Genomic DNA, 17,219 nt, shown 5'->3' with positions numbered 1-17,219 from the left:
GTAAAGACCGGTTCTTTCGGTCGTTCAAGCTTGGAATGACCAAAAACCAAACAATCAGCCGATTCGATGGGTCCATTCGGGGTTCGAGAACCGTTCGGCGGCCAGAGTACGGGCCCGGACGATCACCGACTCGGGCAGATCGGCGGTCCCGGCGGCGCGGGCTCCCTCGATGTTGGCGAGCGCATACCGGCGCATGGCCTCGACCACCTCGTCCCGGCTCAGTCCGGTGCGGGTGCGTAGCGGCTCCACCCGCTTCTTCGCCGACGTCACGGCCTTGTCGACGAGCTTCTCCTTCGAGATGCGCAGAATCCGCACCATGTGTTCGGCGTCGATATCGTACGCCATGGTGACATGGTGCAGCACGCAGCCGGGGCCATGCTGACCACGGGGTGCGGGGAAGCGCCTCTGAGCGGCACCGCCGATCTTGCCGCCGTCGGGCATGGCGATGTCGTTGAGCGGCTGGGCGACCGCGGGAATGCCCAACGAGCGCAGGGCACCGAACGCCCAGGCATCGCACAGCCGGTAGGAGGCGGCGGCGTCGAGGCCATCGACGAACCCGGCGGGAGCGTACAGGGAGTAGGTGATGGTGTCGGCCGGACGGACGAACATGGCGCCGCCGCCGGTCACACGACGGACCACGGCGAATCCGGCTTCGGAGGCCGCACGCTCATCGACCTCGTTGCTGACCGATTGATAGGCGCCGATCACGACGGCCGGTCCGCCCCATCGCCACAGACGCAGGGTCGGCGGCATCAGGCCCGCGGCGACGGCTTCGGCGATCGCCTGATCCAGCGCCATCTGCATGGCGGGCATGTACGGTTCGGCGTCAATCATGATCTGCGGGCGAAGCGAGCGCCAGCGCGGATTAGTCAGATCATCGGAGAGATCGTCGGGCAGATCATGGGGTTCGACGAAGACCGTCTGACCGATCGGGTCTGGTCGATCCGATTGATTGATCTGATCGGACCGGTCCGGCTGATCTGACTGGTCTGACGATGATTGGTCCGGCTGATCGAACGACGCGGAAGGGGCATCGGCCACATATGAGGCCCGCGGATCGCTCTCCGCCCTCGACTGGATCCGAACATCGGTAACCGCACGGTTGACGGCGTCGACGATCGCCCCGACCGTCACACCGACCAGCTCGGCGTGGGGATGACGGCCCACGGCCGCGAGCAGATCGGCCCGCAGACGGTCCGAATCGACGGGGACGGGCCGGCCGGGACCAGTCCCATCGGCATCGGTGTCGCCGACGATGGCGTGACCAAGATCCGCGATCAGGTCCATATCAGTCCCGGTCACACTGTCCGCCTTGGTCTCGCTGTCGGGCCCGACAATGCCGTTGGTCTCGACCACACGGTCGGCACCGGTCAGGTCGATGAGAAAATCACCGTCAAGACGGGCCTCGACGATACGGTCCGGACCGGTCCCGTCTCCTTCGATTCGCACGGTCACCGCCACGAGCTTGCCGCGCGGCGTCTTGCACAATCCCCTGCCGATCACGATACCCCCTATTCGATCGTCATGCGTTCGACCATCGTGTCGATTGCCCGATCGGACGACCAGCCGATCGGTCGACCAGCTGCCCGATCGATCAACCGACCGACCAATCGGTCGACCAGCCGAACCGGCCCCTTCCTGTCTCAGTCCTGCAGCTCGTATCCGTTGGCGTCCCGGTGCCACGGCGAACCCGGCTTGGAGGCGATGATCAGGATGCCTTCGACCAGTCCCCACAGTCCGGCAACGGCCGGGCCGATCACCACGATCCAGCCGACTACCGTCAGCAGCAGCTGGGCCAGCGCTTTGCCGGTGTTGCCGAGGTAGAAATTGTGGACGCCGAAGCAGCCGAGGAAGATGCCGAGCAGACCGGCCGCGATCTTCGATTTCGAGCTTAGGCCGTAGCCGTAGGCGTACTGCGGCTGGCCGTACTGGGGTTGACCATACTGGGACTGGCCGTATGGCGGGAACTGCTGGTATCCGTTCTGGGCGTACCCGTTCTGCCCATAGGGGTTCTGCCCGTATGGATTCTGGGCGTAGGGATTGTCTGCTGCGTCACGGTCACCGGTACCGGTACCGACACCGGCACCGGACTGGCCGTACTGCTGGCCGTAGGACGACTGGGATTGGCCGTAGGCCTGACCGTATGACGGCGGATTCTGCGGCTGGCCGTGGGCGCTGCCGTACGGGCTGTCGTACGGGCTGCTATACGGTGACTGCGGTCCTTGGGCGGACGGGCCATGCTGATTCGGCACGGCACCCGCCCCGAACTGCGGTTCGGTGCCGGTGTACTGGGCCGCGGCCTGCTCGGCCTCAAGGAAGGCGTCCTGCGCCGACTGCGAATAGGTGGGCTGCTGCGGCTGTTCCGGCTGCTGGAACGACGGCTGCTGCAGCGGCATGGAATCATGGTTCAACGATTGATCGGACCGGTTCGCATCCTCCCCCGGAACGCGGTTCGGAGTCTCACTATACTTCTGGGGCTCATTGTTGGTCATGCCTCCACGTTACCCGAGCGCTTCAACAACCGCGTGATTCCTGTTGGATTTCGCCGTTCGAGGGGCCGTGGGAGGGCGCCATGCCAACGTACCGACAAACACATCGCACACAAGGCATGGATGAAAACGTAAAAAGGAGACGAGCGGAGATGAAGGAAGGAGGATCTCCGCTCGTCTGATCGATGATCGTATGGATCAGGCCACGTAGCGATCAGGCGCTCACCCGATATGAAAAATCAGTGAACACCGCTTCGCTGGCATTACGCCTGCCCATATCGATCGTATCCAGTCCGATGAAGTTGCCCGTATACCCTCCGGAAAGGAAGGCGATATCGGACTCGGCCAGCGTCTGGCTGGACTGGCCGTCGTTCACGACGAACTCCGCCGAAGGACCGGAAAGTCGGATATTGAACCGGTAGCTACCGCTGTCGGAAACTGGCACAGAGGCGATCTGTTCGAACTGACCGCGTACCGAACGTTGCAGCACTGCGTATGGACAGCCATCGTCGCCCGCGGTAATCATGAACAACACGTAGTTGGCGGTATCCAGATATAGCGTCATACCGGCAAGTTGCATGTAGTTCCGCGGCGTGTACTGCATGGTCACTGAAGCGTCACAGTCGAAAGCCGTCTGACGTGTGGCCACCAGATGCTGATCGAAGGCGGATTGCGGCGACTGACCTCCTCGGATAACCATTCCCTCGGAAGTAAGGTCAAGCCATGACGAGTCGGGAAACTGCCTCAACGTGTTCCAACGTTCAGGGTCCAACCGAGAGCCAGTCAACGGATCGGAGAATCCCAAGTTGGCAGTGACATAATCACAGTCGACTCCCGCAGCATGGTCCGGCACCGTTAGACGCGGACCCGTCGCGGTCAATGACGGGTGATGTCCTCCGCCTGACAATCGTAGCCAACCGTTATCGGTCCATTCCACACGCTGGATCGCGGTCTCCCGTCCGAGAATGGAAAACTCGTCACCGTCCGGGAACGGACGGGTGCACAGATACGCCATGTACCATTCGTCACCATCGGTCCTCACCAAAGAGGCGTGTCCGGCACACTGCAGAGGCAGGGACCGGTCGTCGGCCGCCGTAATCAGCGGGGTATCTGGATCTACCTCATACGGCCCCCAGATATTCCTACTGCGTGCCACGGTTTCCTGATGACCTGCCTCAGTACCGCCCTCTGCGGTAAGCAGATAGTAATATCCGCTGCGCTTGACGATCTGAGGGGCCTCGGTCTTGCGGGCGTCGGTACCGCGGAAGATCACCTTCGGCTCGCCAATCAACGCGAGTGTTTCGGGATCGATACGCTGCATCACCACACCTGCCGACTTGTTATGCGTGCCGAGTCGGTAATCCCAGATTTCGTTGAGGAAATATGCCTTGCCGTCATCGTCGAAAAACAGCGAAGGATCGAATCCGGAACTGTTGACGTATACCGGATCGCTCCATGGTCCCTCGAGCCGTTCCGCGGTGACGATGTAGTTGTCGCAGTCCTTGTAAGGCACCTTCGTGGAGTTCACATTGGTGTAGACCACATAGTACCGGCCGTTGTGATAGGCGGCATACGGCCCCCAGATCGAGCAGCAGGTGGGATTGCCACGTAGCTCGACCATGCCGGGCTCGGAAAGCACCGAGGTTTCATAGCGCCAGCTGACCAAGTCGTCTGAGGAATAGATACGCAAGCCAGGCAACCACTCAAAGGTCGAGACGATGATGTGGTAGCACTTATCATCACGGAAGATCACCGGATCAGGATTGAATCCGGGGAGCACCGGATTATGAATGATCGAGGAGGCCATGACTCACCTCTCTTCCTTGGTGACGTCGGATTCATCGGCGGCGGAACCCATCAGGGATGCCTCACGCTCCGCCTGCGCCTCACGCTCCATCTCAGCCGCGTTGCGCTCCTTGAGTTCGGCGGAGATGCGGGCGTAGGTCTCCTTGTCGAGGTTGTAGAACTTCATGGAGAAGATGGCGATGAAATAGATGATGATCGGCACCACGGTGGTGGCAATCACGATGCCATGCAGTGCCGTATCGGTCTGTGTGGCGTTGGCCACATAGCCCGTTGCCCCGAGAATCAGTCCGGGGATCATGCCACCGAGTGCGTTGCCACATTTGAACACGAATCCGACGATGGCGTAGATCACGCCGCTCATGCGCTTGTTGGTCTTGTATTCGCCGTATTCCACACACTCGGGGATCAGCGCCCACATATAGGCAGAGATCATGCCGTTGCCGATGGAAGCGATGCCACGGAACACAAAGATCCATACGATCCAGTTCGGACGGGCGAGAAACAGGCCCGCCATACCGATGATATCGGCTGAAATGGAAAGAATGATGAGCTGGAATTTGCTCAGACGATGAGCCAGCCATGGAATTGCAGGAATGAACAGCAGGGCGGGCAACGTACCGGCCAGCGAATACCACTTGACCAGATCGGGGCGGCCCACATAGTAGGTGACGTAGTAGATGCCAGTGGAGCTGACAATGGACTTGACTCCGTAGATGACGAAGAAGAACACGCACAGCACGACAAGCGGACGGTTGTTGGCAAGCTGCTCGAACACATCCTTTACCTGAATGCGGGTGTGCGAGGCAGGAACCTTCACACGCTCGTGCGTGGTGGCGAAGCAGCCCCACAGCAGCAGACCTCCGAGCGTACCCATCACGATCATCGTGAGCTGCCAGCCAGTAGCGGCGCCGAAACTTTCGGTAAGCCAATCGGAGAGGAACGGCACGAAGAATGCCACGACCACCTGTCCGATATTGGCAAGGAAGGTACGGAAAGTGGTCAGGCTCACGGATTCCTGCTGATCGTTGGTCATAGCAGCAGTGAGGCTGCCATACGGCACATTGACGCTGGTATAGCAGATGGACAACAGAATATAAGTCACATAGGCGTAAACCAGCTTGCCAACGCCGCCGAAGCTCGGCACGGTAAAGCACAGCACGGCGAGCACCGCGAACGGGATCGCGCCGAACAACAGGAATGGGCGATACTTGCCCCAGCGCGTGTCGACCTTATCGATCATGAATCCGAGGAACGGATCCGTGACGGCATCCACGATACGAACGACGAAAAACAGCAGCGAGGCCGCCGCCGCGGAAAGGCCAAACACGTTTGTGTAGAAGAACAACAGATAGGTGGACAGGCTGGCATAGATAAGATTGCAAGCAAAATCGCCCAGACCGAAGCCGATCTTCTCCCCGACTCCGATGCTGCCTATGGGCCTGATATGTGAGCCGGACGATGTCTGTGCCGTTGATTGCATGACTGCCTCTTTCCGATCAGTAACGATAAACTTCGTCGTTTAAGTATCTTTTCGTTTTTAACTGATATTTTTAAGAAACTTTTCGTTGTTTCTAAACGTAAGATTACCATCCACCGACCGTTTGTCAATTCAAAACACTTAACGTGTCGCACGGAGGAAGACGATCGTTTCTCACAACTTGTGTGGTTTTTAGCAAACGCTAGGATATAGGGGTGTCGTCATCGGCCGTCGAAACGGCTGCGATACCAAATACGACAGAGAAATCGACACTGCGGCAGGGAAATCATGGCAAAGGAATCCGAACACGGCGAACCGGCAAAGCGCAAGATTACGCTTTCCGATATCGCTCGACAGGTAAATGTTTCCACGGCAACGGTATCAAAGGTACTCAACGGCCGCCCCGGAGTCTCCGAAGAGACACGTTCTACCATCGAGATGTTGCTGGAACGGAGCGGATACCTCAAATCCAATGCTTCCCAGCCTCCGACAAAACTCATCGAACTCGTGGTGCGTCATCTGGACAATATTTGGCTACTCGATCTGCTTCGCGGAGCCGAGGAGGCGTCACGCCAGCATGGCATCAGCATCGTAATCACCAAGGTGGAGGACGAGGACGAACTGGCGGATTCATGGATGAGCGAGGTGCTGGAACGTCGACCAATGGGCGTCATCATTCTGTTCGCCGTCCCTTCGCCTTCAGTGTCCAAACGGCTGGCTTCGCGCGGCATACCCTGCGTGTTCCTTGATCCTTGGGGAAACCCTTCCAACGACACATTGTCGATCCGCGCGGATAATTGGTCGGGCAGCTTGTTCGCCACCCGTCACCTCATCGAACTGGGACATCGACGAATCGGCATCATCACCGGTCCCGATACCGCGATGTGTTCGGCATCCCGATTTGATGGCTACCGTGCTGCACTGACCGAAGCAGGCATTCCTGTTGACGATTCGCTGATCCGAAAAGGCATATATCAGGTGGATTCCGGCAGGGAGCAGGCATTGTCGCTGCTTGCCGGCAGATCGTCGAACCAACCAACCGCCATCGTCGCAGGCAACGATCTGCAGGCCATGGGCGTATACGACGCTGCGCGACTGTGTGGTCTGCGTATCCCAGAGGATCTTTCCGTGGTTGGTTTCGACGACATCCAGACCGCCTCGTATATGGGACCGGCACTCACCACCGTCCGACAGCCTCTTGAGGACATGGCCGCAAGCGCGGTACGGATGATTCTCGATCGCCGAGAAGGTCATCAAGTTCAGGAAACGATGATTTTTCCCACTTCATTGGTGATCCGAGACAGTACGTCGAAACCTCGGGACTAGTTTTTTCGGTTACCCCACCCCCGCCCATCGCCGAAACGCCATGAATATGCCAAGGGCCGGAACCGTGTGATGGCGGTTCCGGCCCTGTTGGGGAGGCTGGGCGCCCGACGAGGCCAGATGGCCGGGTGGGCGGCGATCAGGCGGCAGTCCGGCCTGGATCGCGGCGATTACAGGCGGGCGAGGATGTCGTTGCCGACCTGCTCGGTGCTGCGCTGGGTGGAGCCGAGCTCCTCGATGTCGGCTTCGACCGCGGCGTCGATGCGCTCGGCGATCTCGTCGTAGCCGAAGTGACGCAGCAGCATGGCGGTGGACAGCACGGCGGCCGTCGGGTTGGCGATGCCCTTGCCGGCGATGTCGGGGGCGGATCCGTGGATCGGCTCGAACATCGACGGGTATTCGTTGCTGGCGTTGATGCAGCCGGAGGCGGAATAGCCTACGCCACCGACCACGGCACCGGCCTCGTCGGTGATGATGTCGCCGAAGAGGTTGTCGGTGAGGATCACATCGAAGCGGCTCGGGTTGGAGACCAGGAAGATGGTGGTCGCGTCGATGTGCAGGTAGTCGTGCGTGACCTCCGGGTACTCCTCGCCGACCTTGTCGACGATGCGCTGCCACATGTCGCCGGCGTTGACGAGCACGTTCTTCTTGTGCACGAGCGTGACGTGCTTCTTGCGCTTCATGGCCAGCTGGAAGGCGTAGCGCACCACGCGCTCCACGCCGTAGGCGGTGTTGATGGAGACCTCGGTGGCCACTTCGTTCGGCGTGCCGACGCGCACAGCGCCGCCGGCGCCACAGTACAGGCCCTCGGTGCCTTCACGCACGACGACGAAGTCGATGTCGCCGGGGTTCGCGAGCGGCGAGGTGACGCCCTTGTACAGCTTGGTCGGACGCAGGTTGATGTACTGGTCGAGCGCGAAGCGGAGCTTGAGCAGCAGGCCGCGCTCCAGAATGCCGGCCTTGATGCGCGGGTCGCCGACGGCGCCGAGCAGGATGGCGTCCTGCTTCTTGATCTCCTCCAGCTCGTCGTCGGGCAGGATCGAGCCGTCGCGCAGGTAGCGCTCGGCGCCCAGCTCGAAGTTGGTGTAGTTGAAGTTGATCACGCCTTCGGAGGCCTTTTCCAGCACGGCCTGGGCGACCGGCGTGACTTCCTTGCCGATGCCGTCGCCGGGAATGACCGCGAGGTTCAATGTCTTGATGTCATTTGCCATACCCAACAGGGTAGGTGGATACGTCCAAATCAACCCACCCCGTTCCGCGTTATGGACAGACCGGACGCTGTGGATGGCGAAACGGATATCCACATCACCGCCAGCGTTGTCATTTCAGGAAACATCCACATTCGACCACATTGTCCGATCACCATTGGCATGGAATCTCGAACTTCTTAGGCTGAATACCATCCGCTGAAATCCGACAGGGGAAGGAGCCCTGCAATGAGCAACGACATCAGTCCGAATTTCGCATTGCACAAACGTATCGTCACTGGTCGGGCCGCCCATGTCGAACCTCAATCGGTGGTGCATGCATGGAATCATCAGATCGGCAATCATCTGCGCGTATCGACGAATCCCCGGCAGATCATGGCGATAGGATTCGATGACGACGGTAGAATGATCGAGATGGTGGCCTATGATGCCGCCGCCTACACCGACAGCATGGGAAACCCCCTGCGAGTGCTGTATCACTCGAACATCGCGACGACGCATTTCCGGCACGAATTCGGGTTTCCATGACGAGCGTTCACCCATCATCCACGCCGACAGATGCCCCATGAACTGGGCAACCGAAAGCAATGCCCAGACGGAGGAGCAAACGAGGAAGGAGCCACATATGACAGACGTCACAGCACATAAGTCGCCGGCCTCCCATGCCGATCAGCCGACAGTGATCTCCGAGGACATGATGGAGCATTGGGAGACGATGCTCGAGAACGGAGAGCTTTTCCGAGAAGGACGCACCACACTGTATCCGGAGAACTGGCCGAAGAACATGCCCATGCCGGAACAATGGCAACGATTTCTCTCCGAACACCCCCAATGGGTGCATCGCGGCTGAGCGCATGCGTCTCAATCGACAGCGCATGCGTCTCAGCCGACGATAAGCTCGGAACTCACTGAACTCGGACGGATACCAGCTCAGTCCTCGATGCCCATGGCGGCCAGGCACCAGGCGTTTTCGTAGGCGATCTCCTGCCAGCGCTTGTATCGGCCGGAGACGCCGCCGTGGCCCGCCTCCACCTCGATCTTCGCGATGGCGTCCGCCTCGGTTTCCGGCTCCTGCAGCTTGGCCAGCCACTTGAGCGGCTCCACGTACAGCACGCGCGTGTCGTTCATCGACGTGGTGATGAACATGGCCGGGAAGTGCCGGGTGCCGAACGTCTGCTCGCGCTCGTCGGCGCTCATCACGTTCTCGTACGGCGAGTACTCCTTCATATAGCGGTACACGGTCGAGTTGTGCAGAGGATCGCCCCACTCGTCCCACTCGGTGACGGTGAGCGGCAGGGAGGTGTCGAGGATCGAGGTGAGCGCGTCGACGAACGGCACGTCGGCCTCGATGCCCGCATACAGCTGCGGGGCCATGTTCGCGATCACGCCCATGAGCAGGCCACCGGCCGAGCCGCCGTTGGCCACGGTGTGCCGCGGATCGGCGTATCCGGCGCGCTGCAGGGCGGCCGTGGCGTCCACGAAGTCGATGAACGTGTTCATCTTGTGCAGCTTGCGTCCCTGCTCGTACCAGGCGCGGCCCATTTCGCCACCGCCGCGCACATGCGGCACCGCGTACAGCACGCCGCGGTCGAGCAGGCTGAGCCTCGGCACCGAGAAGCTCGGATCGGAGCTGATCTCGTAGGCGCCATAGCCGGTGATGAACATGGAGCGCAGCGGCTTGGAGTGGATCCGCTCGAGCTTCTGCTCGTCGTCCACGCTTTCCATCGAACGCACCGGCTGGCTGTAGGCGGAGTCCTCCAGTGAGAGGGTCAGCTCGCGCGGCACCTCGATCACCTCGCTGGTCAGGCCCTCGGCCGCGCCCTCCAGCGCCGGCACCGTGCCGCGTCGCCACACCAGCGAGACGGGCACATGCTCGCCGTCGCGCACACGCACCCACAGCCGCTTCTCGGCGTAGTCGGCCGGATCGTAGTCGCCCAGCACGGTGGAGCGCTTGAGCAGCACGTCCTCGTCGGTTTCCGGATCGTATTCGTGCAGCTCGCCCGGCTGCGTGTAGCTCACGGTGGTGTAGCGCATACGCGGCGCGTCATACGACGGGTTGCCGCTCATGCCGATCGAATACAGCTTGCCGTCCACGCGCGGCAGGATCTCGCCGAAGCCCCACTGGCGGTTGGCGAGGAAGTCCTCCTTGGCCTGCACCTTGGGCATTACGGCCAGATGCGGCAGGCTGTTGGCCCGGTACGACAGCGCCACGAAGTGCTTGTACATGGCGATGCCCTCGATGCGCAGGCCCTGCACGTCCTGCAGCACCGCGGGATTGCGCGGGTTGGAGCAGATCGTGCCCACGGACTGGTAGAACGTGGCCCTGGTGGCCGGCGACGGCGTGACCCCGCGCGGCGGCTCGCATCCGGCCGGGCTGCCCTGCGCCACGCACATGCCTTCGCCGAGCTTGTACGGAGGCTTGTGCAGGCGCATGTCGATCACATCGATCTCGAAGTTCGGGTTGGTGACGTTGTGGATCACCAGCGCCACCGGGATGTCGCCGCGCTCATCCTCGAAACGGGCGAAGCTCACGTCGTACTCCACGCCGGGCTGACGTTCGATGAACGGATGGAATTCGCCCTCCGGGGTCTCCACCGGCAGCATCAGCACTTCGGAGGTGGTCTTGGAACTGGATTCGATGATGATGTGCTGCTCGTCGAACGAGGTGCCCACGCCAACCCAGAAGCGGTCGTCGGGATCGCGGTATACCTCCACGTCCTCGTCGGGCGAGGTGCCGACGCGGTGCCGCCACACGCAGTACGGGCGCCATGCCTCGTCCACGCGGGTGTAGAACACCCACTGGCCGTCCGGCGTGATACATCCGCCGCCGGCGATCTCATGGATCGTTTCGGGGAAGTCCTCCCCCGTCTTCAGATCGCGGATCTTCAGGTCGTAGCGCTCGTTGCCGGCCGTGTCCACGCTGTAGGCGAGATACCGCCCGTCGTGGCTGAGATCAAGGCCGCCGATGCTGAAGAAGTCATGGCCTTCGGACTCCACGTTGCAGTCGAACACCGTCTCCTCGGTCTGACCGTCGCCCAGCAGACCGTTCGCGTTGATGGTGGGCGGATCCCAGTCGTCCGCGTCGCGTACCGGCACACGACACTGGATGCCGTACTGCTTGCCCTCCTCGGTACGCGTGAAATACCAGTAGTCGTTCATGCGGGTCGGCACCGACATGTCGGTCTGCTGAATACGCGACTTGATCTCCTCGAACAGCGTGCCGCGCAACGTCTTGAGACCGGCCATACGCCGCTCGCAGTATTCATTCTGAGCGGCCACGTAGTCCTGAGTCCGCTCGGATTCCTTGTCCCGCATCCACTCGTACGGGTCGTCGAACACATCTCCCTGCGCCTTGCGCTGGCTCGGTTCCTTGACCGCGTAAGGCGGCTTGAGTCCCGCAACGTCGTCGAAGGCGGGGTCTCCCATATAGTCCGAAGAAGTCATACGATTCAGTATCGCACGCTTTCGTACGGGATGGGCGTACCGCCCCGCCTTTTCGACGCTTTTCGCCAAGGGGCGGAATAATCGGCCCAGTGACCGATCCCAGTGACCGACCCCAAAGACCGATCCCAAAAACCGGCCGGGTAGCCGATCAATCGGGCAGACGATCAATCAGTAGTACAGACGATCAGTCGTGCAGACTCTGCAGGTACGGCAGCATCGTCTTCATCAGGTTCTTGCCCGTGGTGCCGTAGAACACCGGTACGTCGAGGGCCGGCGCGGGCTGGGTGGCCGTGACCCCGGCCATCTTCTGCAGCGGGATGCCGCTTTCGCCCGGATTGAGCTGACGGATGCCGATCGCGAGCACGCGCCCCTCGTACCGGCGGGCGATCGTCGCGTAGGTGGTCGGATCCTTCTGACCGTCATCGCCGAGCAGGATGAACTTCATCTGCGGGAAGTCGGCCATCAGCTGCTCCACGAACTCCAGCTTGTGCTGCACGCCGGACTGGATGAACGTCTTCGGCCGCGGATCGAGATCGCGCAGCAGCAGCGGCCCCTCGGGGAAGCCGTGGTATTCGATGCAGTGGCGGATCGACCCCTCCACGTTCCACGGGGAGGTGGAGAGATAGAAGAACGGCGCGTCGGGGAACTGCTCCTGCAGTTTGGAGTAGAACACCGACATCGACGGCACGCTCAGCCGCTTGCGCGGGTTGAGGAAGAGCAGATTGTAGGCCGCACGCCACAGGATCGGCGCCTGCGTGACCATGATCGTGTCGTCCACGTCGGAGATGATGCCCACCTTCGCGTCGGCGGGGATCGTGTACAGCGTGGAGTGCACCGGCTCGCGATGGGCGACCGCGTAGCTCACGTCGTGCTTGCCAGGCTCGAGCTCGCGCTCGGCCACCAGATCAAGGTATCCCTGCGTATCGGAGACCGCGTACTTGCTGCTGAGATCGGGGTGTGCGTCCACCGCATCGTAGGAGGCGGAATCGCCCACCTGCACGGTGACCAGCGGCGTGGAGTCGATGCTGATCTTCACCTGCGTATGCGCGGCGGGGACCATGAGCAGGGCGCGGATGCCACGCATGATCATGCCGGCGGTGCGCGTAGCCGGCGCGTAGACCGTACGGCAGATCAGACGGGAGTAGGAGCCGGTGCCGTAGCCGATGTACGGCTCGACACGCGGGAACCATCCGAGCAGCTGACGGGCGATGACGTTGGAGACCTTCGTCCACACGCCGAACGCGCCGAGCACCGTGTGGCGCATCGCACGGACGCGGAACGGCTGGGCCGAGATCCGCTCGTGCTTGCTGGCCGCATCGAAGGTGGTGGTGGCGTGCTGGGCGGGGATCAGCTCCTCGCCGTGCGCGTTGGTGGGGGTCTCGTTCACCGACGGCGTATCCTGCAGCGGCGTGGCGGGCGTGTGCAGCATATGCAGGGGACGCAGGTGGAGATCAGTCATGGGCGACCTTGGCGTATTCCTCGGCGGTCAGCAGATCGGGGGCGTCGTCGTCGGCCTCGATCTTGATCAGCCATCCCTCGCCATACGGATCGTTGTCGATCACGGAGGGATCGTCGTAGGCCTCGCGGTTCACGTACTTCACGGTGCCGGACACCGGGCTGACCAGCGGGGAGACCACCTTGGAGGATTCCAGCTGCGCGATCTCGTCGCCGGCCTCCACCTGGGACCCGACCTCGGGGAACTCCACGAAGACGATCTCACCCAGCTGCTCGGTGGCGTACTCGGTGATGCCGATGACCAGCGGATCCACGGAGTCGTCGACCCAGACGTGGTCCGCCGTGTAGCTCAGATGATCCGGGATGTCGATGTTCTTACCGGCGTCCTCGGGCGAAAATTCACTCAGTTCGTCACTCATGACTCCTAGCCTACCCGCGGCCATCGTCCGAGACTCTCAGAGCGAAGTCCCGGCAAACAAAACGCTCCCCGGTCCGAAGACCAAGGGAGCGTTTGAGAGATGACCTTGCCTTCCCCTTGAGGGGAAGGTGGACGGCGACAGCCGGTCGGATGAGGTGACGACGAAGCTTCGCTCGAAACCCCTCATCAGTCGGCTAGCGCCGACAGCTTCCCCCGGAGGGGGAAGCCCATATCCGGGCTTCGGGCCTTCGCTCGCCTGTCGGCTCGCATTTCACCGATGAACGGCTCTGCCGTCCATTACTCGGTGAAATCCTGTCGGCTCGTTTTTTTTAAGCTCGCCTGTCGGCTCGCCTGAGTCCTAAAAACGCCTCTGGCGTTTTCTTAACGGGTTCAGCCACGGACTGCCGAGGAGGGGGTGCTGCCTACCACCTCGACCTGGGCGCCGAGCGGCAGGAAGTCGTAGATCCACTTCGCGTCGCTCACGTTCATGTTGGTGCAGCCGTGGGAGCGCGGCTCGCCCTTGGCGATGCCGTCGGTGTTCCACGGGGCGCCGTGGAATCCCTCGCCGCCGTTGTAGTAGGTGACCCACGGCACGTTCGGCGTGACGTAGTCCTCACCGCGCATGGTCTGCGACGTGTACTTGGTGTGCACGTAGAAGGTGCCGTTGTCGGTGGGGGTGCTGGGCTTGCCGGACGACATCAGGAAGGTGTTGACCAGCGTGGTGCCCTTGTAGGCGTAGACCTTCTGCTCGCTGAGGTTGATCACCGCGTGCGGGTCGCCGTTCGGCACGTCGTAGCGCACGGTGCGGGACTTCGTCTCGTACTTGATGATCTTCGCATCGGCCTTGATCTCGCCGGAGGAGCCGTTCTTCAGGGCCTCAGTCACCTGCTTGGCGGTGCTGCTGGTGTCGCTGGCCACCTCGACGCCATTGACGCCCTCGACCTCGACGGCAAGCACGGTGCCCTGCGAGTTCACGACGTTCTGCTCGGCCACGGACTTCTGGTTGAGCTCCTTGGAGAGCGTGCCGGAAAGGTAGGTGTTGATGGCGTTCTCGTCATAGGAGAGCGTCAGCGTGCCCTTGGCCGGGTCGCCGGTGATCTTGATCCACTGGGCGATCTGGCTGGAGGGAATGGTGAACTGCTTGGTGTCGCCGTTGGAGATCACGATCTGGCTGGCCAGTCGCTTGTTGGCCTCGGTGGCGGTGGTGCCGGCGGTCTCGTCGCTGATCGGCGCGTTCTCGGTCTGCGTGTCCACGGTGGCCCTGAGCGTGGTGCCCGGGTTGGCGGCCAGCTCGGCCACGCGCGCGGTCACGGTGTCGAGCTTGGGCGACTCACCGGCGCGACTGGACGACACGGTGAACTGCTGGGACGCGGTGTCGTAGTTCACGGAGGCGTTGACCACGCGGGCGTCCTCGCCGATCAGGGTGTCGGAAAGATAGGTGCTCATCGCGAGCTTGTCGGTGCTGGTCACCATCGGCACGGAGGTCTTCTGGAACGGGTTGACCTTGGCGAAGGCGTTGTCCTTCTTCGCGCTGAGCAGGTTGCTCACGGTCTTGTTCACGTCGACGCTCACGCCGAGGTCCTTGAGGCTGGCCTTGGTGGCGTCGCCGCCCTTGAGGGACACCTGCACGGCGGAGGCGGCCACGGCGTCGTTCACGGTGGCCTTGAGTTCGTCGGCGGTCTGTCCGGCCACCGATACGCCGCCGAAGGTGACGCCCGGCGCGGCCTTGTCCTTGAAGTAGTACTGGCCGCCGATCACATACCCCGCGAACAGCGCGATCACGAGAGCGAGCAGCGACAGCGCCACGATCAGCGCCACCGGCTTCCTCTTCGCGACATGGCTGCGGCTGCCACGCGGTGCGGGCATCTCCTCCATGTTCAGAGGCGCCATCGCGATGGTCTCCGCATTGTCTGCGGCGAAGTTGGCGTTATAGCTGTTGTTCTGGTCCATTGTCTTGTGCTTTCCCCGGTTCTATCGCGGTCAACTCCACCAACTATACGCGACCAAGTGGTCAGTGAACGCGGACTTTCCCGTAACGTTCACCCCCATCGAACGGCAATGTGGCGAATTCCACAAAATCGTCGGCCCCGCACAGACCCCGCACAGACAAGGGGGTTCGGCAACCGCCCGGTAACCACCCAACGAACGTCCGGCGATCATCCGGATACCGTTCAGGATCCGTACCGGGCCGATCAGCCGATCAGGACAGCGGCTGGCCGTACCACTCCTCGATCATGTACCGGGCGATCGTGGCCTTGCCGGGCACGCCGATGCGGCCGGAGATCATGGCCGAAGTGAATTCGTCGCGGGTGAACCACTGGGCGTCGGCGGTCTCCTCATGGTCGACGTGGATCTCGGTGGAGAGCGCCTGGGCCTTGAACGCCATCATCAGCGAGGCGGGGAACGGCCACGGCTGCGAACCGAGGTAGCGCACCTCGCCCAGCCGGATGCCGGTCTCCTCCAGCGCCTCGCGCCGGGCCGCGTGCTCCAGGTTCTCGCCGGCCTCCACGAATCCGGCGGACACCGAGTAGAGATTGCCCCGCCACGCGGCGTTGTGCTGCAGCAGCAGACGGTCATGCCCGTCGACGATCGCGGTGATCACGGCCGGTTCGATGCGCGGGAAGAGAATGCGGCGGCCGTCGGCATCGCTGGTGCAACGCTGGGCCCAGCCGCCCAGAGCCGGTTCCACGGGAGCCCCGCAGCAGGGGCAGAACCGCTGACGGTTATGCCAGATCGACACGGTGACCGCGCTGGTGGCCAGTCCCGCGTCACGGGCGGAGACGTGCGGGGCGAATCCGCGCAGATCCACCCAGTCGAACCGTTTGGCCGCCTGGGCGATCAGATTGCCGGCCGCGGCGGCAGCGGCATCGTCGGAGTCCGGATCGAAGCCGTGATCGGCGGCGACGGTGGCGGAATCCGGTACGGACGGGACCGCGCGGGTGATGTCCAGCGCCACGTAGTGCACGGGCCGTGCCGCGGACGCCTCGCCTGCCCGCTCGGAGCCGAGGAAGATCGGCACGAGGCCGGACGCCGAACCACGACGGGCGGCCAGTTCCCCGAGCACGTAGTCGCCGGGCAGCAGCGCGGGACGCATGCGGCCGGCGTCGTAGTCGACCAGCGCACCCTGCCCCTTGGGGACGGCGATGTTGCCGTTGGAGATCAGCAACACGCGGGTCGTCGGCTCGGTGAGCACGGATTCGATGAGCCCGTCCTCGCCGCGACGGGCCACCTCATAGTCGATGGTGCCCTGCGCGAGCGGCAGGAACGGCAGCGTGCGGGTCAGGGCCAGTGGTGAGAAGGTATTCACGATAGTTGGTGCGCTTTCCGAGATGGATGTTCGTGGACAGTGGAGATGTGAGGATTTGTGAGGATTATGGGCGGGGCATCTCCGTCAGGGGTCACCTCGTCAGCAGTCACCTCATCAGTCAGCTACGCTGACAGCTTCCCCTCAAGGGGAAGCCAAGGAAAAAGACTCCTATCAAGCCTTCCCCTTGGGCTGAGCCGTTAAACAAACGGCAGTGCCGTTTGTAGGCGAAGGCTTGCCGACAGGCAAGCAGACGGAACGTTGGCTGAAAGCCTTCCTCCCTTACTTGAAGGTG

General features: G+C 62.2%; 13 protein-coding genes. 3 read left to right on the top strand and 10 right to left on the bottom strand.

Translation table 11 applies throughout. From position 1 onward, the window contains the following. Positions 1-54 precede the first annotated feature (54 nt). The 4 genes from CSQ87_RS05525 to CSQ87_RS05510 all read right to left on the bottom strand — a co-directional run bounded on the left by CSQ87_RS05525 (position 55) and on the right by CSQ87_RS05510 (position 5,775). On the bottom strand, positions 55-1,503 hold the full coding sequence (locus CSQ87_RS05525) for a lipoate--protein ligase family protein (protein WP_133122352.1): 1,449 nt from the start codon (positions 1,501-1,503) through the stop codon (positions 55-57). A gap of 140 nt (positions 1,504-1,643) precedes the next feature. Further along, positions 1,644-2,492, bottom strand: coding sequence for a TM2 domain-containing protein (locus CSQ87_RS05520; RefSeq protein ID WP_243388840.1), 849 nt, complete (start codon positions 2,490-2,492; stop codon positions 1,644-1,646). Between the two features lie 211 nt (positions 2,493-2,703). After that, a complete protein-coding gene (locus CSQ87_RS05515; RefSeq protein WP_100512874.1) occupies positions 2,704-4,296 on the bottom strand; it encodes a glycoside hydrolase family 43 protein in 1,593 nt (530 codons plus the stop codon). A gap of 3 nt (positions 4,297-4,299) precedes the next feature. Continuing rightward, positions 4,300-5,775, bottom strand: coding sequence for a glycoside-pentoside-hexuronide (GPH):cation symporter (locus CSQ87_RS05510; RefSeq protein ID WP_100512873.1), 1,476 nt, complete (start codon positions 5,773-5,775; stop codon positions 4,300-4,302). Positions 5,776-6,060: 285 nt separating this feature from the next. Here CSQ87_RS05510 and CSQ87_RS05505 point away from each other — a divergent pair, with 285 nt between their 5' ends. Further along, entirely contained in the window at positions 6,061-7,098 is a 1,038-nt protein-coding gene (locus CSQ87_RS05505) for a LacI family DNA-binding transcriptional regulator (protein WP_100512872.1), read from the top strand. Between the two features lie 167 nt (positions 7,099-7,265). Here CSQ87_RS05505 and CSQ87_RS05500 read toward each other — a convergent pair whose 3' ends face one another. Next, positions 7,266-8,306 (bottom strand): 3-isopropylmalate dehydrogenase, encoded by a 1,041-nt coding sequence (locus tag CSQ87_RS05500; protein ID WP_100512871.1) that lies wholly within the window; start codon positions 8,304-8,306, stop codon positions 7,266-7,268. A 225-nt stretch (positions 8,307-8,531) separates the two neighbouring features. On the opposite strand from CSQ87_RS05500, the gene CSQ87_RS05495 reads away from it, so the two are divergent. Then, a complete protein-coding gene (locus CSQ87_RS05495; RefSeq protein ID WP_100512870.1) occupies positions 8,532-8,831 on the top strand; it encodes a hypothetical protein in 300 nt (99 codons plus the stop codon). 97 nt (positions 8,832-8,928) lie between these two features. After that, positions 8,929-9,153 carry a hypothetical protein gene (locus CSQ87_RS05490; protein WP_100512869.1) on the top strand — a complete coding sequence of 75 codons (225 nt, stop codon included), beginning with the start codon at positions 8,929-8,931 and terminating at the stop codon, positions 9,151-9,153. Positions 9,154-9,233: 80 nt separating this feature from the next. Here CSQ87_RS05490 and CSQ87_RS05485 read toward each other — a convergent pair whose 3' ends face one another. The 5 genes from CSQ87_RS05485 to nudC all read right to left on the bottom strand — a co-directional run bounded on the left by CSQ87_RS05485 (position 9,234) and on the right by nudC (position 16,927). Then, the gene (locus CSQ87_RS05485; RefSeq protein WP_100512868.1) at positions 9,234-11,729 is read right to left on the bottom strand and encodes a S9 family peptidase; all 2,496 of its coding nucleotides are present in this window, start codon (positions 11,727-11,729) and stop codon (positions 9,234-9,236) included. Positions 11,730-11,931: 202 nt separating this feature from the next. Beyond that, on the bottom strand, positions 11,932-13,206 hold the full coding sequence (locus tag CSQ87_RS05480; RefSeq protein ID WP_100512867.1) for an App1 family protein: 1,275 nt from the start codon (positions 13,204-13,206) through the stop codon (positions 11,932-11,934). Further along, complete coding sequence (gene gcvH / locus CSQ87_RS05475; RefSeq protein WP_100512866.1) at positions 13,199-13,621, bottom strand: glycine cleavage system protein GcvH; 423 nt, start codon at positions 13,619-13,621, stop codon at positions 13,199-13,201. The genes CSQ87_RS05480 and gcvH overlap by 8 nt, the downstream gene beginning before the upstream one ends. Positions 13,622-14,010: 389 nt before the next feature. Continuing rightward, on the bottom strand, positions 14,011-15,570 hold the full coding sequence (locus CSQ87_RS05470; protein WP_100512865.1) for a L,D-transpeptidase: 1,560 nt from the start codon (positions 15,568-15,570) through the stop codon (positions 14,011-14,013). A 250-nt stretch (positions 15,571-15,820) separates the two neighbouring features. Then, on the bottom strand, positions 15,821-16,927 hold the full coding sequence (gene nudC, locus CSQ87_RS05465; protein WP_100512864.1) for an NAD(+) diphosphatase: 1,107 nt from the start codon (positions 16,925-16,927) through the stop codon (positions 15,821-15,823). Positions 16,928-17,219: the final 292 nt, after the last annotated feature.

The organism is Bifidobacterium simiarum, assembly GCF_002802905.1.
GTDB classification, from domain to species: Bacteria; Actinomycetota; Actinomycetes; order Actinomycetales; family Bifidobacteriaceae; genus Galliscardovia; species Galliscardovia simiarum.
The sequence above is the reverse complement of the archived record's forward strand: the minus strand, read 5'-3'. Positions and strand labels throughout refer to the sequence as shown.